Here is a 22,795-nt window from a genome sequence, read left to right on the forward strand (position 1 = left end):
GCAGGACGGCTTCATGAAGAGACCGTCCTGGGTTCTTTAGCCGTGCGGGCCACCGCCCGGACCACCACCGGGTCCGCCGCCCGGTCCCATATGCCCTGGGCCGCCACCGCCCGGTCCCCAGAACGGCCAGACACAGCCCGACAGCGCCGAGACGCTGGCTAACGCAATCACTAACAGGATGACTTTTTTCATACAGGCTCCAGATTGATATCCCATTACTCTATCAATTTGGCTGTGTCGAGGTGTGAAGCGGGTGAAAAAGGGTTGCTGGCATAGCGTAAAAGTTCTGTTAATCGCAACGGGGCAAACGGCACAGCCCGTTTGTCGTTTTGCATCAAAACTGTGCAGTGATAACGCTTTTTACCACCTGACCTTTGGCAGACTGGCGCAGTACAGCGCCTCGCCTCTGGCCCATAAATTGCAACATTGCTGGCGCGAAGTCACATAATAATTTATCCAACAGGAGTCAGACGAATGCCAGTAAGCCGTTCATATGCTATCCGTTTATGTGGGCCAGTTATTTTTACAGGGCTGCTATCTTCCTTTCCCGCCATAGGGGCAAATGTGCCAGCGGGAGTAACGCTGGCTCCCTTACAGGAAATCGTGCGCGGTAATGGTGCTGAACCTGCCACACTGGACGTCGAAAAAGCGGAAACGAATGATGCTTTTTCAATTCTTAACGATCTGTTTGAGGGGCTGGTGCAGACCACGCCCGACGGTAAGGTGGTGCCCGGGCTGGCAGCCTCATGGGAAACGGCGGATAACAAAGTCTGGACCTTTCACCTTCGCCCGGATCTGACCTGGTCCGATGGATCGCCGTTGACCGCACAGGACGTTGTATTTAGCTGGCGTCGTCTCACCGATCCCAAAACGGCTTCGCCTTATGCCTCTTTTGCCAGCTATGCCCACATCCTCAATGCGGATGCGGTAACGGGCGGAAAAAGCCCGACTGACAGTTTGGGGGTTAAGGCACTGGACGACCATACTGTTCAGGTCACGCTCGATCAGCCGGTATCGTATTTTTTGCAGTTTGTCGCTCATCCTTCCCTGTTCCCGATTAGCGAAAATAATGTCAAAAAGTTTGGAGAAACCTGGACACGGCCCGGCAATATGGTCAGCAGCGGAGCGTTCAAACTGGACCAGTGGGTGGTAAATGAAAAAATTACGCTCGTCCGTAACGATCGCTATTGGGATAACGCACATACGGTAATCAACAAGGTCACTTTTTTACCGATCAACGATGTATCCGCAGAGCTTAATCGCTATCTTGCGGGCGGCATTACCATCACGGATAACATCCCTGCCGTTGACTTTCCTCGTATGAAAAAAGAGCGGCCAAAAGAGGTGCGCAGCACACCGATATACAGCGTGTTCTATTTTCAAATTAATAACCGCAAGCCGCCCTTTACGGATGTGCGTGTGCGGCAGGCGCTCAACCTGGCGCTGGATAAAACCATTATTGCTGATAAAGTCATCGGTATGGGCCAGCGACCGGCCTGGGCTATGCTGCCCTTATCTATGGGGGAGGTGACGCTCAAGGCACCAGCATGGGCGGGCTGGACGCAGGAACAACGGGTGAAAAAAGCCCAATCGCTGCTCAGTGAAGCCGGTTATTCCGCCAGCCATCCTTTAACTTTTACTCTGCTCTACAACACCAATCAGGATAATCAACGTATCGCGATCGCTGCCGCGTCGATGTGGGGGAAAGTGCTGGGCGCCCGGGTCACCCTGCAAAACCAGGAGTGGAAAACCATGGTGGATAATATGCATCAGGGGCAGTTTGATCTGGTGCGCTATACCTGGGTCGCCGATTACAGCGAACCGTCCACCTTCCTTAACACCTATCGTACCGGCGACAGTCAAAATACGGCGGGTTATGCCAGCCCGGCCTTTGATGCCGCTGTAAAAGCCGCAGGCATGGATACCAGCCTGGATGCCGTGACCCGGGATTATCAAAAAGCCAGCGATATTATTGCTAATGATACGCCAGTCATTCCGGTCTTTTACGGCGCTCTGAATCAGATGGTCAGTCCAAAAGTAGGCGGCTACGCGCCGTCGCATCTGCGTTTCTACTATACCAAAGACCTGTATCTGGTTAAGTAACGTAGTCTTTGTGTCTGATGTTCTCAGCACGACGAAAATGTCCGGGGTCGCTCATCGACCCCGGCGAATGTAAGCGACATGAAGATAGCGAAGGTGGCAGCCCGGTCCCGCACATACTGAAAACCATAACAGCATGTCCGATATTCACTGTTGGTCAGTGCGATTTTTATACAAATGAAAAAAGCCCGGCATCCGGGCTGGTGGTGATACGATAAAGAGGGCGGATTGCTGCCCTCAGGCGAAAAACCGTCTCGCCGCGCCATGATAATCAGACCCGGAAGGTTTCCACCATGCCCCGAAGCGCATGGGCCTGAACTGACAGGGACTGTGACGCGGAAGAAGACTCTTCTACCAGTGCTGCGTTATTCTGCGTCACGCTGTCCATCTGGCTGACCGCCACGCTGACCTGAGAAATACCCTGCATTTGTTCTGAAGAGGCCAGCGACAGGTTGTCCATTGCGCTGGCAAGCTCTCCGACCATGCCGACAATCTTCATGATGCTTTCGCCCGTGCCTGACGCCACTGCAACACCGCTTTCAACCTGGCTTACGGCCTGTTCAATTAACGTTTTGATATCGCGGGCTGCGGTAGCGCTGCGCTGCGCCAGCGTTCGGACTTCGCCCGCCACCACGGCAAAACCGCGTCCGCCTTCTCCGGCGCGTGCCGCTTCCACTGCCGCGTTGAGCGCCAGAATATTGGTCTGAAAAGCGATGCTTTCGATTACCGCAGTGATGTCCCGCACTTTGGTCGCGCTGATAGCAATCGCGTTCATGGTATCCGACATGCGATTCATATCCGTTTCGCCGGAACGGGCAAGTCGGGCGGTTTCGCGCGCGGATTCAGCCGTCTGCTGCGCACCAGCGCTGTTGCTTTTCACCGTGGCTGTGAGTTGCTCCATGCTGGCGGCAGTTTCCTGCAGCGCGGCGGCCTGCTGCTCGGTGCGTGAGGACAGTTCGGTATTGCCCTGGGAAATTTCATCGGCGGCCTGAGCAACAGTAGTAGAGGCATGTTTAATCTGCGACACCAGGCCGCGCAGATTTGCCTGCATGGTATCCAGAGAAGCGAGCAGACTGCTCCTGTCGTGGCGGCGTAACGTAACGGACGTAGTCAGATCACCCGCCGCAATCGCGGCGGCCAGCTGCTGGGCCTGAGCCGGCTCTCCACCCAACTGCGCCATCAGTTTCCTGCTCATTAATACACAGATCACGGCGCCAGAAATCAGGGACGCCAGAACCAGAAAAATAAAGATCTTAATGATGCGGCTGACAGAGTCATTGCTCTTCTCTGCCGTTTGCTCTGCAAAGGCCCGCTGCATCTCGGTCAGTTCATTAAGGCTGCCAATAAGGATTTGCTGGGGCGGGCGGACAACATTGGTCAGATAGTCCGCCAGTCCGGTCAGTTGCCGCTGTCTGCCCATTGTGGCCGCTGTCGCCAGGGTGGTAAGCGCGGCGTTTTCATTTTCCTGCACTTTTTTAAGCAGACCGAGCTCTTCGGGGTTTTTGTTGATTTCAATCAGCGAGGCCAGTTCAGCGCGCTTTTGTGTATAAACGGCCTTCTGGCCCTCGAAACGGCCCCATTCATTCTCGATGGCTTTGGGATCAGAAAACAGGGCCATGTTCCTGACTTCGACCAGCATATTTCGCAGAGCCGTTCCCGCATCATTCGCCAGCGTGACTTTTTTCAGATTAGTGTTGACGATTTCGTTGATATTTTTTCGGGCTTCAAGCAGATGATTCAGTGCAACCCCAGAGCTAATGACAAAAAACAACATTAAAAAAGCAAATCCAGCAGATAATCGCGTCGATACTTTCATTTTTCACCCCAGTTAAGATTTTATATCGCCCATGATGTTTTCGGCAAAAGCCTTCCGGGCATAAGCGGTAAATGGCGTGAAATTTGTTGCAGAATGAAACTTCATCGCACGCGCGTGCGACGTGGGTAGCCAGCACAGGAATACAACGTCTGTCCGGCGCAGCAGGGTAAAGAGACATAAAATTTTAACAGTCTTTGCGCGCCCCTTTCCGCTGCTGATATGCAGCCACCTTGCATGACGGCGTTCGTTGCCTGCTTCGTGCAGCGCAATAAAAACGGTCATGTTTCGGCATTATTGTCATAAGCCCGTGAGGCCACACTTTTCAGGCGTGGACGATCATGTTGTGCGGCGCTGTCTTTTGTTGTGCGAAGCACGCGCGCCTCAAACGCAGGCATTTATCCATTGATTAGGGCAGAAGCTATGTCAGAAGTGCTTGAGTACGACGGCTGGAAAGAGAATGCTATCGGTGAAAAATTTGCGGCTGATGGTGCATATTTGCCTTTCAGAGGTAACACGCTCATTTGCCAGTTGGATCAGGGAAGCGAAATCGTTAGCGTGATCTCTGAGATGGTGGAGGCCATGAAGGCGGAAGGACTGGCACGGTGTTATACCTTTCTGCCGTCGGCGAGCTACCACATGACCGTCTTTAATGGTGCGAATGACAGGGCGCGTTATTTGCCGGCCTGGCCCGCAGACCTGAGCCTCGATGCGCCCATGTCGGCGTGCGATCGGTTATTTGCCCAAAAGCTGACCGACTTTAGCGTAACTGAATTTCCCGTAAAAATGCGGATTGGTGCTGTTGTATTAAAGCGCGGCGTCTCGATCTCGTTGGCGCCAATGAATCAGGCGGAAGAAATAAAAATTCGCGGGCTGAGAGATCGTCTCAGTCATGTCCTGCGCTGTAGACGACATAATCATGATGTTTACGAGTTTCATATCAGTGTGTCATATCTGATTAACCCGCCGGTCGCCGAGGAGTGCCGCCTCCTTCAGAGGTTAAGAGCGGTTTATCTGGAAAAGCTTATGCGAGTTTCTCCGATCATTGAACTGAATGCACCGGCGTTTTGCGTGTTTGAGGATATGGCGGAATACAGACCGGTTTTCCGGCTGTCGTCGTCCATTCAGTAGGGCAGGAGAGGTTGACGTTAAAGCGGACTGCCATGGGGGTTGTCAGTTCGTTGCGCGTTATTGAAATAATCATGTATTGAGATACCGTGTTCGCGCCAGGTCTTATATTGCCTGAAAATGCTTTCGTTATCGTGTGCCACAGATATGACGGGGATTATATCCCGTATCCGGTGTGACGATACCTTTAAACGCGGTGTGAACCCACATTGTGCAATTGTTACAGCACGCAGCAATATGACCATTGCCGTTAAATACTACGCAGGAGTAATGTCGCGGATGATGGTTACGTGCATAAAGTTCAAGCCACAGGTGGGCTTCTGCGCAGACATAAAAAAAACCGGCACATGGCCGGATTTTTTATGCCTGCGGCTGACCAACCGGCCCTTTGCCCAGTGGACCGCCAGGCACTGACTGACCGCTTGGCGCATGCGGGCGACCATCGTTGCCGACGGCGCTGCTGTCCTGCTGACAACCCGACATCATTAAAAGACTGGAAACAATTAACAGACCGCTCAAAATGCTTTTCATCTCTTTCCCTCGTGATTAACACACTTAAAAAACAGCTCGCCTGATAAGTCTGGTCGGTATTTTCGCTAAGTCAATGTAGCGAAAAAAAAGTGCGTGATATCAATGCTTTTGTGAAAGCGGATACGTGCAGCGCCATCCCACGAGGGGAAGCCGCTGTGCTTACCCGCTTTTTGTGAGCCAGACTTAGTGTTCGGTTTGCTAACCAGAGAGGCCTGTATGACAGAAAGACCAGTAGAGGGTGATCATCCGGATTATCAACCGGGGAAAAAAAGCCCGTCACAAGGCGGCACCGACGGCGCGGAAGATGATGTAACCCACGCGCCTGAATCCGGCGATAAACAGCCAGATTAAGTCTGCCGGCCCACCTGCGTGAAGTGGGCCGGAATATATCCGCTGTAGAAAGTGCTGTATTTCCCCGCTCGTCTGGCTATGCTGTGGACACCTCGTTCAGGGACATTCAGGAGAGAAGGTGAAAAAGGCGGCTTATTTTGACGCTCTCTATGCAGACCGAAACAGTGAAACCCTGCGGCTGTGGCAACAGGAAAACAGGCAAGCGCATCACCATGCTGAAAAATTCTTTTACCCTGACGGGCTTAAAGCGCTGAGCTGTGGCATTTTGCCTGACCTGAATCCCGACATCCTTGCTCTTCTTGACGACATCCGCCGTTTAACCCGCGATGACCCACTTGCAGAGGTTATGCAGGCAAAAAACTTTCATGTCACCTTCCTGCCGCTTACACCTGCCCGTTATCACGAGCGCCAGCAAATCCCGATGATAAGCGAAGTGACTGGCACCTTCCGCCAGTGCGTAACGGATTCATCACTCAGGGTAGAGGGATTGCGTTTGGTCGCGCTTCCCGATCAGCTGTTGCTGGCAGGTTTTCCTGACGGCAGCGCAGTCGCGCAGAGAGCTGCGTTCTGGAATGCGTTGATGTCATCAGCGACGTGGCGGGATTTACTGCTCGAAAGGCACAGTGGAAAAACGACCCCGCCTGAATTCTGGCATACGACAATACTTCGCTATCGCGCTGCCAGCTTGCCCGACTCGCTTAAATCGTATTTTATTGACAATATGCACCGTAGGTATGGGAGCGTAGCTGGCGATATCCGGCTGGTCTTTGCGGTTTATAACTGGGCTGATCCAGAAACGATAACGGTGTAAACAGGTCGGGTGGTCATGAACGATTATAAGCGTTCAGGTTGAAAGCCATGACAGAAATACGAAAATTTAATCGTAATCCTTACTTTCATAATGAGGTGAATAACGCTCATCAAGCACTTCCTGAATCAGAAGCAAGATGAGAATGAGCAGTAATAATAAAATGATGCCGGTCATGACTAATTTCCTGTGTTCACTTTTCTCCGTAACTGAAGCACGTATTCACGGCAGCCTGTTCTGGAAACGGTTTAAACGATCATTCAGTAGATCAGGTTATGCTCAGAGCTCAAACAGGACAGTCATTAAAACAGGTTGAACCAAAACGGCGCACACCATTTCCTTCGTCCTGTCATATCCTGATAAACGTTATGCATTTTGCTGAGCAGTATTGTATTTCCGTAGTGCGGCGAATAAACCCTCGACAACGAAATAAGCCTGGAACGAGATTCAAGCGGGCGAGTCGTGGCTGGCTTTCATTATAAAGGGGGATTCTGTTATGAAGGGTGTCTGGGCGATACATCATATCGTCAGACCGGTTGCGGCCAGGGCAGATTTTTAGCGATGTTGACAGCGCTTTAATTCATATACTGCGTCAGTGGTGAAGTATTGCAGAGTGTCTGCCGGACCTGAACAGTCCGCCGCATTAAGCGGCCCATCAATGGATTGTTTTACACATTATCGCCAGAAAAGACGTGTAGCAATATTACGTCATAAAACGAAAAACAGACGCTCACTCTGTCGATGAGATCTCCATCACACTTAGAGTGAGATCAGTAAAATCGTCCATATCCAGACCTTATTTGCCCTCATCGCCCGCTGTCTCTGCTTTATATGCTGCATGGACACTACATGTTGTGTGAGCGGAGCTTAATGATGTCTCATGTAAATACTTTCAATCTTCAAAGCGAACATAAGCAAAAAGTTCGCCGTATGAACCTGTTTATCTCTGTTTCCGCTGCGTTAGCAGGACTGCTGTTTGGACTGGATATTGGCGTGATTTCAGGGGCACTGCCGTTTCTCACCCATCACTTTAATCTGAGCAGCCATGAGCAGGAATGGGTGGTGAGTATCATGATGCTGGGTGCCGCAATAGGGGCAGTATGTAATGGCTGGGTATCACATCGTCTTGGCCGCAAATACAGTCTGATGGCGGGCGCAGTGCTGTTTGCTATTGGATCGCTGGGTTCAGCCGGTGCAACCAGCGTTGAAATGCTCTTGATCTTTCGCCTCTTGCTGGGCCTGGCTGTGGGCGTAGCCTCCTATACCGCACCGCTTTATCTGTCTGAAATGGCAACCGAAAACGTCCGTGGCAAAATGATCAGTCTGTATCAACTGATGATTACATTGGGCATTGTACTGGCCTTTGTATCGGATACGGCTTTTAGCTACAGCGGTAACTGGCGAGCCATGCTGGGCGTCCTGGCTATCCCCGCCGTCGTACTGTTTGTCATGGTTATTTTCTTGCCGAACAGCCCGCGCTGGCTGGCTGCAAAAGGCATGCATGTTGAAGCAGAAGATGTCTTGCGGATGCTGCGCGATACGTCTGAAAAAGCCCGTCAGGAACTGAACGAGATTCGGGAAAGTCTGCGCATGAAGCAGGGGGGTTTTTCGCTGTTTAAAAGTAACAGGAACGTCAGGCGTGCGGTCTTTCTGGGCATGTTATTACAGGGCATGCAGCAGTTTACCGGGATGAACATCATTATGTATTACGCGCCGCAGATTTTTAAAATGGCGGGTTTTAAAAGCACACAGGAGCAGATGATCGCCACGGTCATTGTTGGCCTGACCTTTATGTTTGCCACTTTTATTGCTGTTTTTACCGTAGATAAAGCGGGCAGAAAACCGATTCTGAAAATTGGTTTCTCAGTCATGGCGTTTGCTACGCTGGTGCTGGGCTATTGCCTGATGAAAGCGGGACAGGGAGAGATCAGCCATGGGTTATCCTGGGTTTCTGTGGGCATGACCATGTTGTGTATCGGTGGATATGCGATGAGCGCAGCGCCTGTCGTCTGGATCCTGTGCTCTGAGATTCAGCCGCTTAAATGCCGCGACTTTGGTATCACCTGTTCGACGACCACTAACTGGGTGGCAAACATGATTATCGGTGCCACCTTCCTGTCCCTGCTGGGCAGCATTGGCGCGGCGGGCACGTTCTGGCTTTATACCGGCTTTAATCTGGTGTTTATCGTAATAACGGTTTATCTGGTGCCGGAAACCAAGAATGTCACGCTGGAGCGGATTGAGAAGAATTTGATGGCGGGTGAGAAGTTGCGGGATTTGGGGCGCTAGCACTTGTGTAATTGACGATTTATCCTCAGCATCAAAAAAGCCAGCGTTAGCCTGTAACGCTGGCTTTTTTTTCCTGTCTTTTACCGTAATTAACAATCCTGTGTTTTATTACTGTTATTAATAACTATTATTTATCTCATCAATGCCATTGATATTACCTCTCGCAATAACATTAAAGTTTTTATAGCGTGCTTAAGTGTTGAGATGCAGTTGCATAAGGCATTATTTTAATAATAAATTAATGGGTGCATGAAATTACCCTTTGCCGGGAGTTTGTGTAAGTTTTAAAGAAAAAGTGGGTTCCGTCTCTTTTGTATTTTTTTCACTAATAAATAAGTCGATAACTATGCCGCGATTGTCTTTTGATTGGTTTTTTGAGCTATTTTAAAAGGTTTTTAACTTAATAAGACGCTATTAATGTAACCATGTGCGATATTTTGTACTTCTTATATGCTTTTGTTTGGTTTTATTATCTTTATTTTTATTTGGGCGTGGAGCAAGATGAGTAAATATCTCGTTGTTATAGTTTGCATGATTTTTTCTGGCTGATTAATTCAGGTCGGTATTATTATTTATTCCGTTCAGAAGCACATAGGTTCTCTTCTGCAACCATGCTTTTCATTAAGCGTGTGAGCGATGAATGCGTATTTCGCATTATAAAAAATCTAAGTTTAAGGGATTGTTGTAATGAAATTGAATAAAGCGGTTAAATCAATCGGACTGTGTGCAATGATGGTTACATTTGGCGCTACTGCAGCTGACCAGGGTCATGGCGAAATCAACTTCAAAGGTTCAATTGTTGATGCACCTTGTTCGATCACTGCAGAGTCTGCAAATCAGACTGTGGATTTAGGTGAAGTGACCAATGCTGCGCTGAAAAATGGCGGAAAATCAGCACCTAAAGCATTTAGCATCAAGCTTGAACAGTGCGATACAGCAACCTCTAACAGCGTAACGGCAACATTTACCGGTGCAGCTTCTGCAGGTAATAAAGATCTGTTAGGTATTACAGGTACAGCCAGTGGTGCATCAATTGCTATCACCAATGGTGCCGGTCAGATCATCAAACTGGGTGAGGCTTCACCTGCACATGATATTCAGGATGGGACTAACACCCTGGCATTTTCTGCATACCTGCAGGGCGACGGTGCTTCCGCAACTATTGTCCCAGGTGATTTCACCTCTGTAGCAAACTTTACTCTGGCTTATAAATAAGACAGAAAGCGAACGTTAATATTATACATTAGCCTTCGATTGCATGAGCAGCGTGATCTGCTCATGCCTTTTCAGGAAAGGCATCTTTTATGGAAATAATATTGAAAAAATTTTTATGGATGCTGCCTTTCATACTGACATTATGCGTGCCTGAATCTGGAATTTGCCACTCGCAGGAACATGGACAGGGTGTTGTCGGTATGCAAGGCAGCATTCTTGATGCTCCCTGTGCCATAGAAGTCAATGACAGAGAGCAGCTTATTGACATACCAGCGTTAACGACAGGTGAACTCATTCATGATGGCGCAGGCTTCACCAGAAATTTTTCTATTCATCTTATTCATTGCTCGCTTTTTGATTCCAATACCACTGGCGGAGATAAAACCCACTTCCAGGTGACTTTTGATGGAATCCCCGATGGAAAATTATTTGGTGTCAGTGGTGCCAGCGGTATAGGCATCGAAATTAAAGACATGGCTGGTAATTATGCTTTTCCAGGTAAACCGATGCCATTTGGTCAGCTCACGCAAGGCAGACAAACACTCGATTATCAAATGAGGATTGTTGGAGATGCGCACCATATGCATTCGGGGAAATTCCGTGCTGTTGTGCGTTTCAAAGTTGATTATTACTAATTTTTCCCTGACATAAAATATTATGAGAAATCAGAATTATAAAAATCGCAATCTCACGTTATCCATTTGTCCTGTCGCCTTTGCCGTATTCATCGCATGTTTTATGTCTGAAAGTGTTATCGCGGCCAGCGATGAGGTGGAATTTAATATTGACGTGCTCGACGTTAAAGAACGTAATGAAGTCGATATTAATCGATTCTCACGCGCGGGTTATTTGATGCCGGGTGAATATCTATTCAATGTTGTTGTTAATAAATCTGAATTTCCAGAGGAAAAAGTTAGCTACTTATCCCCTCAAGATAAACCTGATGATTCTTTAGCGTGCCTTTCTCCTGATTTAGTCAGCCGCTTTGGTTTTAAAGAAAATGAAATAAGAAAAGCAGGCTGGTGGCAGGATGGCCAGTGTCTGGATGTAAATTCATTGCCGGGCATGACAGTCACGCCTGATTTGGGGTCGGGTATATTAAAAATTAATATACCGCAGTCTCTGCTGGAATATACCTCTGAAAACTGGGAGCCACCTTCTCGCTGGGATGACGGCATACCGGGATTTATTCTGGATTACTACTTGAATGCGAGACACACTCAGTCGAAATCTAGTTCGGATGCACAGTCATTAAGCGGTAATGGGGTGGCAGGATTTAACATAGGCCCCTGGCGCTTACGCGCAAACTGGCAGGGCGATTATGAACGTGAATCTGGTAAAGATGGTACTTTAAGGAAAAATTTCAAATGGGACCGGTTTTATATTTTTCGCGCCATCAAATCGCTCAAGTCTGAACTGACAGTAGGGGAATCTTATTTACCCTCAACGATATTTGACTCATTTCGTTTTACAGGTGCCAGTTTAACGTCGGATGATGCGCAACTTGCTCCAAACTTACGGGGCTATGCGCCAGAAGTTGTGGGCGTGGCCAAAAGCAACGCTAAAGTAACAGTAAGTCAGCAGGGCAGCGTTATTTATGAAACGACAGTAGCATCCGGGCCATTCCGCATTCAGGATCTCAATAATGCGGTAATGGGCAAACTGGATGTCACTATTCAGGAACAGGATAGCACCAGACGTACATTTCAGGTCGATACTGCGACGATTCCCTACCTGACCAGGCCAGGGAGTGTGCGTTATAAACTGGCAATAGGTAAGCCATCGGATTACGAACACCACACACAAAATATTCATTTTGCTACGGGTGAACTGTCGTGGGGGATCTCAAATGGCTGGTCAGTCTATGGTGGTGGGCTTTTTGCCAATGATTACCTGACCGTTGCGGCAGGTATGGGACGAGACTTATTAGCATTAGGCGCCCTTTCTCTGGATGTCACCTCAGCGCGGGCTAAATTAAATGAGCATGTTACCCGAAAAGGAAACTCTTACCGTTTAAGTTATTCCAAACGGTTTGATGATTATGATAGTCAAATTACCTTTGCAGGCTATCGGTTTTCTGACCGCAACTATATGACGATGTCACAGTTTTTAAGCTCAAGAACGTCGGCTTACAGTAATCCGGGAAAGGGTAAAGAGTTATATACCATTACCATTGCAAAACAACTCAGAAAGCTTAATGCAGGAATATACCTGAGTTATAACCACCAAACTTATTGGGAGCGTGCTGCGAGTGATACATGGAATCTTTCACTTTCCAGCAATTTTGATATGGGTCGCTTCAAAAATGCCAGTCTGAGTCTCACCGGCTATCGAACACAATATGATCACACTAATGACGATGGTGTTTATTTAAGTCTGTCTCTGCCTTTTGGCGAAGGTACCTTGTCCTACAGTGGTCAAACTTCAGGCGGGACGCAAAGCCAAAACGTGGGTTGGCGTGACAACCTTGGCGATAACAGTGATTACAACGTCGATATTGGCACGTCTTCGGATGGTGAACATTCGATTAATGGCTATCTCGACTACACGGGCAGTATAGCCGAAATGACTGCCTCCGCCGGATTTGAAAATAATGGATATCGTACACTGGGTCTGTCTGTAGAAGGGGGAATGACAGCAACAGCACAAGGCGCAGCACTCCACCGCTCATCCGGGGTTGATGGCACCCGACTGATGGTAGATACGGCAGGGATCAGTGATGTTGCTGTCTCCGGGGGCGGAAACGATGTCAAAACCAATTACTTTGGTAAGGCCGTGGTAACAGACATAAATAGTTACTATCGCAGCAACGTTAATATCGATCTGGATGAATTACCAGATGATGTTGAAGCGACGCGTTCTGTTGTTGAAGATACCCTGACTAAGGGCGCTATCGGCTATCGCAAATTTGGTATTTTAGCCGGACAAAAAGGAATGGCTATCGTCAAACTCGAAGATGGTTCTGTTCCGCCTTTTGGTGCGATGGTAAAAAATGAAGATAAAATCCAGACGGGTATCATTGCTGAAAACGGAAGAGTCTGGCTATCTGGTATGAAACCGGGTGGAAAAATGGATGTAAGCTGGAACGGCAAAGAACGATGTATCTTTATTCTTCCTGAAAAACTAGACGAAAAGACTGCTAGCTTATTACTGCCTTGTATTAATGAGTAATGTTTATTATTGGCTTGCGTTAACGCAAAACCACTATTTTTAAACGCCTTTAAACATTACTTCCTGTGAATTGCTATATTAGAGGTTTATATGCTTACGAACAACAGAAAGTTTCTATTGCTTTTTATAACGTCAATCATGGTGATGACTATTCCTGCAGCAAATGCTGCTGTAGGACTCGATCGCACGCGTCTGATTATTAACGGCGATAAAAAATCTGAGACATTAACGATTACTAATCACAATAAAGAAGCCCCTTATCTGGCACAGTCATGGGTTGAAGATAATTCGGGCAAAAAACTTGAAAACGAGTTTATTGCGCTCCCCCCTTTGCAACGTATTGAACCCAATTCAAAAGGTCAAATCAAAGTACAGACCATGGCGGGAAGTTCACATCCTCAAGACAGAGAGTCACTTTACTATTTTAATGTCCGGGAGATCCCTCCTAAAAGCAAAAAACCGAATACGCTGCAGATTGCATTGCAAACACGTATAAAAATGTTTTACCGACCAGAGGCGCTTAAGTTAGCAAGTGGAGATGTACCTCAGACAGCATTAACATTGCGTCGTGAAGGCGACCGTTACCGTATTATCAATCCAACGGGATACTATATTACGATAGTCAACATGAGTGCTAATAACGCTGCCAGTAACAATGATTTTAAATCGGTAATGATTGCACCGAAAAGTAGCGAAATAGTTGAAATGAGTGCGGCAAAATTAGGAGCCCAACCCGTATTGACTTACATAAACGACTGGGGGGGAAGACCAAAATTAATTTTTAGTTGCTCAGGTAATGCTTGTAAGGTCACCGAGCAGAAAGCAGGTTAAATATTTTGTTCAACGTTCTCCTGAGACATCTAAAAAGTAGACTAGTACCCGGGTGTTATGCTGGTTGTCTTATTCTTTCTTCATTTTTTGTAAGTGCCACATCGAAAGTAGATGATACCTGGCAGGTGGAGGGAGAGCATGGCCAAATTGTTGTGAACGGTTTACTAAGCGAAGGCGCGTGCCGTCTGGATCTTAATTCGGTTTTACAACAAATTGATTTAGGTGTATTAAATGTGGCTGAGCTTGAAGAGCCAGGAAGTGAGACGACACCAGTAAGGTTTAGTATCCGGCTGACTGATTGTTATCGTTCATTTAAAGATCAATCAGAGATGCCTGGGAAAAAAAATCTGTTTTCATATATAGAACCATTAGCCACGATTACATTTTCAGGATTAGCTGATGACGACTTCACTTCGTTGCTGAAAGTACAGGGGGCCAAAGGGATTGCGTTAAAAATAAGCGACAAAGATATGAATATGGTCTCATTAAATCAGCGGGGCGGTAAGTACTTTATCTCTCATAAAACAGAGCGGTTTGTTTTTTTTGTATCGGTCGTTAAAACGAAATCACAAGTTTTATTTGGTGATTTTTGGGCGGTAGCCAATTTCAAGGTCGATTATGAATAACATGTTTATTTATCGTCACTTAAAAATTATTGCAATTATCATTCTTTTTACTGCGGGTTTTTTATTATCTGTAAAGACTTCTGCAAGTGATGAATTTGTTGACATTGATAATATCAATGTTTCAGGAAAACTTGTTATATCGACCTGTGAAGTTATTGATGCTAGTGAAGATCATCTGGTTGATTTTTCAGAGGTGAACGTAAAAGACATTTATTCATACTCGCCTGATTTAGCGAAGGAATTTACTATCACTGCGAAAAATTGCCAGCCGGGGAATGAATTGACCATAGATTTCAGTGGAGTAGAAAGTGAAACACTTCCTGGTTTTCTTCATATATCCGGGCAGGCCGAAGGCATTGCAATAGGTTTAAAGTCCGGAGGTGTTAATGGTTCCCCCGTTTTAATTAACAGTCATTCGCCTGTTCGGGGCTCTGTCAATAATGATGATGTTTTTTTCGTATTGGGTGCTTATATACAAGGTGAACCTCAGGCGGTAAAAAATAAAACTGTAATGCTTGGTGATTTCACAGCAACAGCAAACTTCACTTTGAGGTATGAATGATGTTAAACACCTCTCTAAAGAAAATGAATTCGACTTTGATGATGGCTGCGTTATGTGTCTTTTTTTATGCTTTTGATGCTATTGCTGGTGAAACGTTTAAAACTAATATTTATTTTGATGGCAATATCGTTACCGATCCCGGCATGTGCTATTTTAACGTTGAAGGACTTAATCCCGGACCTGGTGATGCACTAAGCGGTCTTGTCGAAAATGATAACGTCTATAATTATAATTTTGGTGAAGTGGTATTTAGATCATACAATGGCCGCTATATATTAGACAGAAAATATCGTAAAAATTTCAACGTCGAATTTACCTGCACTGGCGAACTGGCACTGGAAAGTTACATGCTGGTTCAGGTGTATCCTGTCTACGGTACCGTCAAGGGACAAAAAAACAGTGTAATGAGTCTACTGTCTCTCCCTCTATTCAAGTATGTAAAATCTTTAGGTTTACAACTTTTGTTTAATGGAAATCCTGTGACCACTCAGCGGCCTCATTGGATGCGTGTAGGAAAAAATACAGGTATGGCGTTTCAGTTAATTCAGTTGGATCCGTATGGTGCTGACTTAGAGGATAATATGTCATTATTTGCCGTCGTCAATGTGATTGTCCAACCTAATTAATGTGTTCAATAATATGAAAAAAAACAGGATATTCTTTTCAATTGCCATACTCATAGTATGCATATCCTCTCATTTTGCGTTAGCCTTTTACGACGGTAGTAATGATGGTTGTCAGAGCGAGGTAGATGATAATGGTGAAGTAACGGGATCTTGTGGTTTTTCCGCATTTGTATTAATGCAGACCAGACTCGATACTTCTCCCTGGTGCATCATTAATAACAACGAATCTATGGATGTTGTATTTGATGCGGTAGATCCCAATAAAATCTCATCCGGGAAATATAAAAAATCGTTGCAGTATGAATTTATTTGCTCGGATGCTACGCCGGGCTATAACGTTTTTTTTGAATTAGAAGGTAATAAAGCTGCCGGATTCGATGATGAAAAAACGATTGAAACCAGCATTAATGGCTTAGGAATGCAAATTCTGATGGACGGTGCACCAATGACGATTCATGAGAAAAAAAGGGTTAATTTGGCTTCACCGCCTCAACTCGAAGTAATATTAGTTAAACAGTTAACCAAAACACTGGAAGGCGATGACTTTTCCGGTTCTGCCAGCATGACGGTGGTATATAATTAAGCATTACTATTTAAAATACCTTTCAGGAATAATTTTTCTTTTACTCATTGGGCTTCCTGTTACTTCCCTGGCGAATGTTAAAGGCATTCCTTTACCCAAAAGTTGTCCTAAGGGATCAAAACATATGACGGATGGTTTGCTGGGTTTTGGCGACTGCCATCCAACTCAGGAAGGGCTTGAATCCGGATTTTTGATAGGTGAAGGATGGTCTATGCCCACAGGGACTAACCATGTCACTGAATTAGACGGCTACAAAGTTTATCCACAGTATAGTGGAAACTATAGTGCAGTGTTGTTTTTTTGTCAGAGCAAAAAGGCAGTAAAATGTACAATTTCAACAGCTAATTTTCAATTGCATACACGGACAACTAACACTCTCAATACAACTAAAACGATATCCAAATCGAAGCCTAACTTTGGTGGGGCTGCCAGTGCATTACAAAATCAGCCATCAGCATCATTTTGTGTTGCGTTGCAAAATATGGATGGCACGGATAATGCTTATTATGTCGATCCCAATGAATCTTATTCATGCAGTGACGGTGTACCACTACCGGTCGAAGCAGCGACCTGTTACATTAACCGGGGCAGAGATATTCATGTTCGTTTCGGGAATGTTACAAGAACAGATCTAACTACCAGCCCAGAAGATCCTGCCGCAATTTATAAAGAGATTAATATCCCTGTTACCTGTACGCGTGACGCGGGTATCTCTTTAAAAATGGAGGTTCTGCATAATTCAATGGTAGGGAAATATCGTACTATCTATACATCCTCCAGCGGCGTCGAAATTGTTCCTTATATTGATGGACACTTTGCGCAGGAGGACGCACAGAGCATAAGTACTGTTTATCAAAATGGTATTCATGAAAAAACCGTGAGGTTTTATCTTTTCCGCAATCCAGACGTAAAGGTCAAGGATATTCGATTAGGTGCTTTTAGTGCCAGTTCTGTGGTTGTTATGTCAGAAGATTGATTTTATAAATTTATTTTTCTTATAAGAACGCATCCTGCGATAAATACTATGAAAGTTTTAACTAATAAAAAGATGATGCCTAAAATACATATGTATATATCAGGTGTTATCATGTGTTGGTTGTGTGGTGGATTCTTATATGTTTTGCCTAATAGCGGCGGCTCAGGACTTTCACTGCCGCAAAATTTATTGACATGGCTTGTTATCGCTCTTGTTTTATTGTTTTGTGCTTTTTCTAAACAATTTGAAGGGGTCAAAATATCCTCGCTTTCAGGCGGAGAGAGAGTGATTTTATTGGGCGTGATTTTATGGTGTTTCCCCCTTTTTCTTACCCGAGATCTTGATTGGTTTCAAAATGCTTTACCACGAGTTGTTGCTCTGATTGTATTAATTTTTCTCTATTTTACCCTTAACCACACGTTATCCTACCGATTAAAATCTCGTTACTTATTTTTGCATGTCATTGTGAATGCGTGTTTACTCCAGGCTGGTTACGTCATTCTACAATTGATTTTTTCGCCGGGTGAAAGGCCTTACGGAAGTTTTCAGCAAGTTAATGTGCTTTCTTCTTTTTTGGCAACAGGTCTGGTATGTCTGTTATTCGTTTTTAACAGGAATAAAACAGAACAGAAAACGATATTACGTTATTATTATGGTTTTAGTATCGCATTACTGGCGGGCATAATCGTCGTGCTTCAATCCCGAGCCGCTTTTATTGGTGTCATTGGCGGTGCAGGTATTGTTCTGTGGAAGGGGTTCACAGAAAAACGTACCAGATCTTATACTGCTCTTATACTGTTGCTGACAGGCACTGGATGCGGGCTTTTCATCCTGTATGTTTTACCCATTTTTTTCCCTGGCCCGCTTCTGCCCGTTATCGTTAAAACCTCATCGAATAGCGCCCGTTTTTATATGATGCGGTTGACAACAGAATTAATCATGCAGTCACCTATTACAGGGCAGGGTTATGGCAGCTTTGAGGCGGTTTTTGGTCAACTGGCCTCGACTGTCTGGCCCGGTCTTGAAGCCGCTACGGTAACGCATCCTCACAACGAATTACTTTTTGCCTGGGTAGAAGGTGGAGTCATCGCTCTGTGTGGGGGAGTGCTAATCGTTGCTGGTGTCATCAGGCAACTATGGGAACGAGGGGCACTAAAGTGGTATGGTGTGGCGTTTTTATTGCCTGTAGCAGTACATATGAATCTGGAATATCCTCTTTATCAGTCGGCAGCTTATGCTCTGGTAATAGTGCTATTACTGCTCGCTGCTGGCGTGGCTGCATCACCTGTTAAAGAAGAAATAATGAAGAATGGAGTGCAAATAAAACCGAGATTTTTACGGGCAAGAATCTTTTGGGGATCAGTGTCCCTTTTTATGATTTATTTTTCGTTCACCGGTTTGATAACGCAGCAAAAGTTGACACAAATTGAAAAAAATGGCCTGCAGGCATTTGTGGTAGAGCCCGAAAAAACGATGTCGGCCTTTCCAAATCGCTATAGCCAGCGAGCACGCGTTGATTTTGATTATCATGTGGCTCTGCTTTTAAGATTTAATAAAGATCGCGATCTCACAGTGCTGTATGCTTTTCAAAAATGGGCAGACGATTTCTTAAAAACTCATAATGATCCAAATATTTATAACAGCATGATTAGAATAGCGCTTCTTCAGCAGCCTTCGCAGTACCGTTATCTCTGTAATGAGGCTCATGGACGCTGGCCGAAAGATAAAAGATTTATTTGTGATCATTCGGGTGGGAAATGAAAAAATCTCTTTCATAATTAATTTATCAAAAACTATGGGCCTTAAATGCTTAGTGATGTTGAGGGAATCAGATTCCAACCTCTTGTTGCTCTCAAAACTGGAGAGATTATTGCTTGTGAAGTATTGTCAAGCATCAAAAACAGTAACCCTGAAAAATGGTTCTCACAACTGTCTTCTGGTAAGGTTTTTTCTTTATTTCTATGGCAGATGGAATATTTAGCAAAATTTCCTGGTGAGTACTGGCTTAATTTACCCGTGAAGATATTTTGTAATACCCATAAGATTAAGCAACTTGTAAACATAAATCATGATAATCGTATTATTTTGGAGGTTCAGGATCCCGAAAACCTGCCCCACCTTTCCTGGGATGAGCTTACCGCTTTTAAAAAAGGCGTTGATGTTCTCAGACAGGCAGGATGGCGTATCTGGTTGGATGATGTCACTTCTACGCTTATCCCTTTAATCAGCAGGATGCCTTTACAAGTAAATGGGATAAAAATTGACCGAAATGAAATTAAAGATTCAGGCAGAATCGTTGCCCTCATCTCAAAAGCTTCTGTAATTTACCCACAGATTCTGGTTGAAGGTATTGAAACGCAGCAAGAAAGACAACGTATTCTGCTTACACATGCGCAGTACGGGCAAGGTTTCCTGTGGCCGGAAAGAAAGGTATTACTCAATGTGCCCAAAAAAATGTATTAATTCAAAATCAGAAAATGTGCCGATGACTTCGTTAACTGTTTTCATTCATGTATTGCAATGTCTGGCATACTTCGGACAGGTCTTAAGCTGTCTTCAGACATGTTTAATACTCAGTAAACTTGCATGAACAGTTTTGACTGGCAGCCGGTGGACCTGGCATCTTCCCCTTTTATCCATCGATGAATCTACACGTTACCCTCTTTTGTCGTTTATCTGAAAACTCAACGTAACAAACGTGTAGCGGCGTTTAGGTAGTAATCAGTCAGTAAGTGTTAATAAAAAAAGCTTTATTAAACTGCTACAAAAACTTACGATTGATAAGAATTTTTTTAGGATAAAACCCATATGAAAAAAGCAATCGCAGTCGTTTTGTTAGCATTCGTCCTCACTGGATGTGGAGAGCCTAAGATCGATGGTTCTTCCGAAGAGGCTTTTCAGACATCGCTTCAAAAAGTTCGGGAGTCACTTGCAGAGGATAAGCGCGCCGCGTTTAACGATGCTATTCAGGTTGTCGCCTTCAGCCAGGTCAGCATGAAAGAGCTGATGCAGGCGGGCAGCGGTGATGAAGGTGGACGTGCGCTGATTGATAAAAAGATCAAAGGCGCACTGGCCGGTAAGACCGGCGAAGAAGTTATTGAGTACGCAGATAAGATTAAAAAAGAGCGCGCAGCCAACTAATCTCAGCGTGTTTGTTTCTCAGCCCGGCTTATTTACGGTCTGATTAATCTGTTACTACACTATGAGGCATACTTAGTATGCCTCTTTTTTACGCCATCTTTACAGGAATCTTGATGCCTACGGTCTACAGGCGTTTTGTTGGCATTGAACTGCCAACCGCGTCGGGCAAAAAGCGGTAAGTATTCGGGTAAGGGCAATCCGCACCAATACGATGACGGGCTGCACTAACTGGAAGCCTTGTGGCACACAAGCGTTGCATGATCCCACCACGAATTCTGATTAACTGAAAAATAACGGATGTTAAAACCGGCTGCTGTGATTTCTGCGGTCAGGTCGTCCAGCGGTTTCAGCGTGCGCCAGGGAATGCCGTCTTTCAGTAACAGGTGCTGTCCAGGGTCATAACGCAGAGATTCGCTTATTTGTTTAGGCGAACCACACATGCTGCTGATAATTAACGCGCCGTCACAGGCCAGTACACGGCGCACGGCTTTAAGGCAATGTGTACGTTGTGTTCCCACCAGACAATGAAAGCAGCTGCCGTCAACGATGACATCGAACTGAGCATCTTTATAGAGAGAAAGGTCGCATACGTTGCCTTGGTTAAAATGACCGACCAGACCTGCTTCCCTGAAGCGTTCCCGGGCCCAGCAAATCGCCACGTCTGAGATATCGACCCCGTAAACGATGAATGATTGTCGGGCAAAATAATGTGATGCCATGGCACCATTGCCACATCCGAGCTCAAGAACAGTCCCTTTGTCAGGAAGCCATGCTGCTTCTTCAAGCTCATAAAGCACCTCGCTGAGCCGCTGACGGGCTCGCGAAAAGCCGCTTCCTGTCCAGGCTTCATAGCCCTCATTTTTGAGGCGCCGATAGATATCGTCATAGCTTTCCACGACCACCCATCTCCTCCTGCCGTCACTGAATCCTCTTCTGACGCATTTTATACAGGCTATGCGTGATCCGTATCTGACTTTTCGGTCCTCGTGTCGTTTCTCACATGATGAAATGCCGCCATGGCCAGGTGCGGATTAAACGGGTTTCATTTCTCAGCAGGAATAATCGAAATCTGCCCGTTACTTTCCAGAATGGCATAGCGAATTTCATCGAGTTCGCACAGCCCATGATTTTGTCGCGCGACCAGCAAAATATCATCCTCGCTGACGTTCACTTTTTTCATCTTATCGGGAAAAGGCTGGCCGTTTTCAACCAGGATGGCCGGGCTGCCATCAATCAGTTGTTCAAACCCTTTATGTTTCCTCTTGATGTAACCAAACAGCATATCCATCACTATCAGTGTGATAATGGTGATCATTGCGCCGGTGACGGAGAAATCGCTTCCCAGTAGCGCCTGTTGAGTTGCCTCACTGATGATGAGGAGCAGGATCAGATCAAAACTGGTCATCTGAAGCAGGGCTCTTCGCCCGGCAATTTTGAACACAAGGAGGAGGATCAGGTATATCGCAGCGGCTCTGAGGACCATTTCCATAAAGGTTACCTACGGATAAATAAACTGGCTGAAATGGATTTCGGGTTCATTGTTGACCTGCAGGGTATTACTAAAAGCGCCCGGCTTCCTTGGGGTAAGGGCCAGCCAGACTGAGAAGGTCGGCTGTTTGTCGGCGTGGTTATAGACCAGGTAGACATAACCCTTTTCGCTGTACATCCGGTCAGGCTGAGGTTTAATGCTGCCAATCTGAAATTCGTCCAGAAACGTTTTTCCAAAGCTGAGAATATAGTCCGGTGCGTTGAGCTCTTTGATGGAGACTTTGATTTCGTTTTCGCTGGTCAGGCGGCCAAACCGATCGTAATCGAGACGTAAGGTGTGCGTTTTATTCTGCAGGTGCTGCTCGCTAAACAGGCCGTTAGAAAATAACCCCAGCACTGCCGCCACAACAATACTTGTCAGTAAAATAAACCCTGCACGACTAAACTGATATTCAAAATTAAGGTTTTTTATATTTTCCTTAATACGGGGTTTTCTGAGCATCATGCATCAATACCTCAGCGTTTAATGGCCGCCCGGCCTCGCGAAGGCTGCCAA

The 22,795-nt window shown here is 45.9% G+C and carries 24 protein-coding genes; 17 read left to right on the forward strand and 7 right to left on the reverse strand.

Features of this window, described 5'->3' with window-relative positions:
- Positions 1-36 precede the first annotated feature (36 nt).
- Positions 37-192: a hypothetical protein gene (locus G5574_RS18835; RefSeq protein ID WP_164483040.1), complete on the reverse strand. Its 156-nt coding sequence runs from the start codon at positions 190-192 to the stop codon at positions 37-39.
- 282 nt (positions 193-474) lie between these two features.
- Between G5574_RS18835 and G5574_RS18840 the strand changes: the two genes are divergently transcribed.
- Positions 475-2,103 (forward strand): ABC transporter substrate-binding protein, encoded by a 1,629-nt coding sequence (locus tag G5574_RS18840; RefSeq protein WP_164483041.1) that lies wholly within the window; start codon positions 475-477, stop codon positions 2,101-2,103.
- A 268-nt stretch (positions 2,104-2,371) separates the two neighbouring features.
- On the opposite strand, the gene G5574_RS18845 is transcribed toward G5574_RS18840, so the two are convergent.
- Positions 2,372-3,916, reverse strand: a complete 1,545-nt coding sequence (locus tag G5574_RS18845) for a methyl-accepting chemotaxis protein (RefSeq protein ID WP_033738753.1) — start codon at positions 3,914-3,916, stop codon at positions 2,372-2,374.
- A 12-nt stretch (positions 3,917-3,928) separates the two neighbouring features.
- Positions 3,929-4,198: a hypothetical protein gene (locus G5574_RS18850; RefSeq protein WP_164483042.1), complete on the reverse strand. Its 270-nt coding sequence runs from the start codon at positions 4,196-4,198 to the stop codon at positions 3,929-3,931.
- 138 nt (positions 4,199-4,336) lie between these two features.
- Between G5574_RS18850 and G5574_RS18855 the strand changes: the two genes are divergently transcribed.
- Complete coding sequence (locus tag G5574_RS18855) at positions 4,337-5,044, forward strand: DUF1868 domain-containing protein (protein WP_133745069.1); 708 nt, start codon at positions 4,337-4,339, stop codon at positions 5,042-5,044.
- A gap of 357 nt (positions 5,045-5,401) precedes the next feature.
- Here G5574_RS18855 and G5574_RS18860 read toward each other — a convergent pair whose 3' ends face one another.
- Entirely contained in the window at positions 5,402-5,572 is a 171-nt protein-coding gene (locus tag G5574_RS18860; protein WP_033738761.1) for a hypothetical protein, read from the reverse strand.
- Positions 5,573-5,788: 216 nt separating this feature from the next.
- On the opposite strand from G5574_RS18860, the gene G5574_RS23910 reads away from it, so the two are divergent.
- From G5574_RS23910 to G5574_RS18930, 15 genes are all read left to right on the forward strand, one after another.
- Positions 5,789-5,923, forward strand: a complete 135-nt coding sequence (locus G5574_RS23910) for a hypothetical protein (RefSeq protein ID WP_255421286.1) — start codon at positions 5,789-5,791, stop codon at positions 5,921-5,923.
- 118 nt (positions 5,924-6,041) lie between these two features.
- Complete coding sequence (locus G5574_RS18865) at positions 6,042-6,734, forward strand: hypothetical protein (RefSeq protein ID WP_239001166.1); 693 nt, start codon at positions 6,042-6,044, stop codon at positions 6,732-6,734.
- A gap of 867 nt (positions 6,735-7,601) precedes the next feature.
- Entirely contained in the window at positions 7,602-9,020 is a 1,419-nt protein-coding gene (locus tag G5574_RS18870; RefSeq protein WP_072209526.1) for a sugar porter family MFS transporter, read from the forward strand.
- 687 nt (positions 9,021-9,707) lie between these two features.
- Positions 9,708-10,235 (forward strand): fimbrial protein, encoded by a 528-nt coding sequence (locus G5574_RS18875; RefSeq protein WP_164483043.1) that lies wholly within the window; start codon positions 9,708-9,710, stop codon positions 10,233-10,235.
- Positions 10,236-10,324: 89 nt separating this feature from the next.
- On the forward strand, positions 10,325-10,870 hold the full coding sequence (locus G5574_RS18880) for a fimbrial protein (RefSeq protein ID WP_158281340.1): 546 nt from the start codon (positions 10,325-10,327) through the stop codon (positions 10,868-10,870).
- Between the two features lie 22 nt (positions 10,871-10,892).
- Positions 10,893-13,406, forward strand: a complete 2,514-nt coding sequence (locus tag G5574_RS18885) for an outer membrane usher protein (RefSeq protein ID WP_164483044.1) — start codon at positions 10,893-10,895, stop codon at positions 13,404-13,406.
- A gap of 90 nt (positions 13,407-13,496) precedes the next feature.
- Entirely contained in the window at positions 13,497-14,237 is a 741-nt protein-coding gene (locus G5574_RS18890; protein WP_164483045.1) for a fimbria/pilus periplasmic chaperone, read from the forward strand.
- A gap of 5 nt (positions 14,238-14,242) precedes the next feature.
- Positions 14,243-14,863 carry a fimbrial protein gene (locus tag G5574_RS18895; RefSeq protein ID WP_226374641.1) on the forward strand — a complete coding sequence of 207 codons (621 nt, stop codon included), beginning with the start codon at positions 14,243-14,245 and terminating at the stop codon, positions 14,861-14,863.
- Positions 14,856-15,425, forward strand: a complete 570-nt coding sequence (locus G5574_RS18900; RefSeq protein WP_050504786.1) for a fimbrial protein — start codon at positions 14,856-14,858, stop codon at positions 15,423-15,425. The genes G5574_RS18895 and G5574_RS18900 overlap by 8 nt, the downstream gene beginning before the upstream one ends.
- Complete coding sequence (locus G5574_RS18905) at positions 15,422-16,051, forward strand: hypothetical protein (RefSeq protein WP_226376971.1); 630 nt, start codon at positions 15,422-15,424, stop codon at positions 16,049-16,051. Before G5574_RS18900 ends, G5574_RS18905 begins: the two co-directional genes overlap by 4 nt.
- 13 nt (positions 16,052-16,064) lie before the next feature.
- Positions 16,065-16,634: a fimbrial protein gene (locus G5574_RS18910; RefSeq protein WP_164483046.1), complete on the forward strand. Its 570-nt coding sequence runs from the start codon at positions 16,065-16,067 to the stop codon at positions 16,632-16,634.
- A gap of 124 nt (positions 16,635-16,758) precedes the next feature.
- Positions 16,759-17,610: a hypothetical protein gene (locus tag G5574_RS18915; protein ID WP_244964650.1), complete on the forward strand. Its 852-nt coding sequence runs from the start codon at positions 16,759-16,761 to the stop codon at positions 17,608-17,610.
- A gap of 48 nt (positions 17,611-17,658) precedes the next feature.
- Positions 17,659-19,371 carry a PglL family O-oligosaccharyltransferase gene (locus tag G5574_RS18920; protein ID WP_164483047.1) on the forward strand — a complete coding sequence of 571 codons (1,713 nt, stop codon included), beginning with the start codon at positions 17,659-17,661 and terminating at the stop codon, positions 19,369-19,371.
- Between the two features lie 45 nt (positions 19,372-19,416).
- Entirely contained in the window at positions 19,417-20,073 is a 657-nt protein-coding gene (locus tag G5574_RS18925; RefSeq protein WP_164483048.1) for an EAL domain-containing protein, read from the forward strand.
- Positions 20,074-20,418: 345 nt separating this feature from the next.
- Positions 20,419-20,751 (forward strand): DUF6694 family lipoprotein, encoded by a 333-nt coding sequence (locus tag G5574_RS18930; protein WP_033737428.1) that lies wholly within the window; start codon positions 20,419-20,421, stop codon positions 20,749-20,751.
- 224 nt (positions 20,752-20,975) lie between these two features.
- Here G5574_RS18930 and G5574_RS18935 read toward each other — a convergent pair whose 3' ends face one another.
- The 3 genes from G5574_RS18935 to G5574_RS18945 form a co-directional block, all read right to left on the reverse strand.
- Positions 20,976-21,653 carry a class I SAM-dependent methyltransferase gene (locus G5574_RS18935; protein WP_244964651.1) on the reverse strand — a complete coding sequence of 226 codons (678 nt, stop codon included), beginning with the start codon at positions 21,651-21,653 and terminating at the stop codon, positions 20,976-20,978.
- A gap of 140 nt (positions 21,654-21,793) precedes the next feature.
- Positions 21,794-22,240 (reverse strand): DUF421 domain-containing protein, encoded by a 447-nt coding sequence (locus tag G5574_RS18940; protein WP_033737433.1) that lies wholly within the window; start codon positions 22,238-22,240, stop codon positions 21,794-21,796.
- Between the two features lie 9 nt (positions 22,241-22,249).
- A complete protein-coding gene (locus G5574_RS18945) occupies positions 22,250-22,744 on the reverse strand; it encodes a hypothetical protein (protein WP_054688007.1) in 495 nt (164 codons plus the stop codon).
- Positions 22,745-22,795: the final 51 nt, after the last annotated feature.

The organism is Pantoea stewartii (genome assembly GCF_011044475.1).
Classification (GTDB): Bacteria; Pseudomonadota; Gammaproteobacteria; order Enterobacterales; family Enterobacteriaceae; genus Pantoea; species Pantoea stewartii.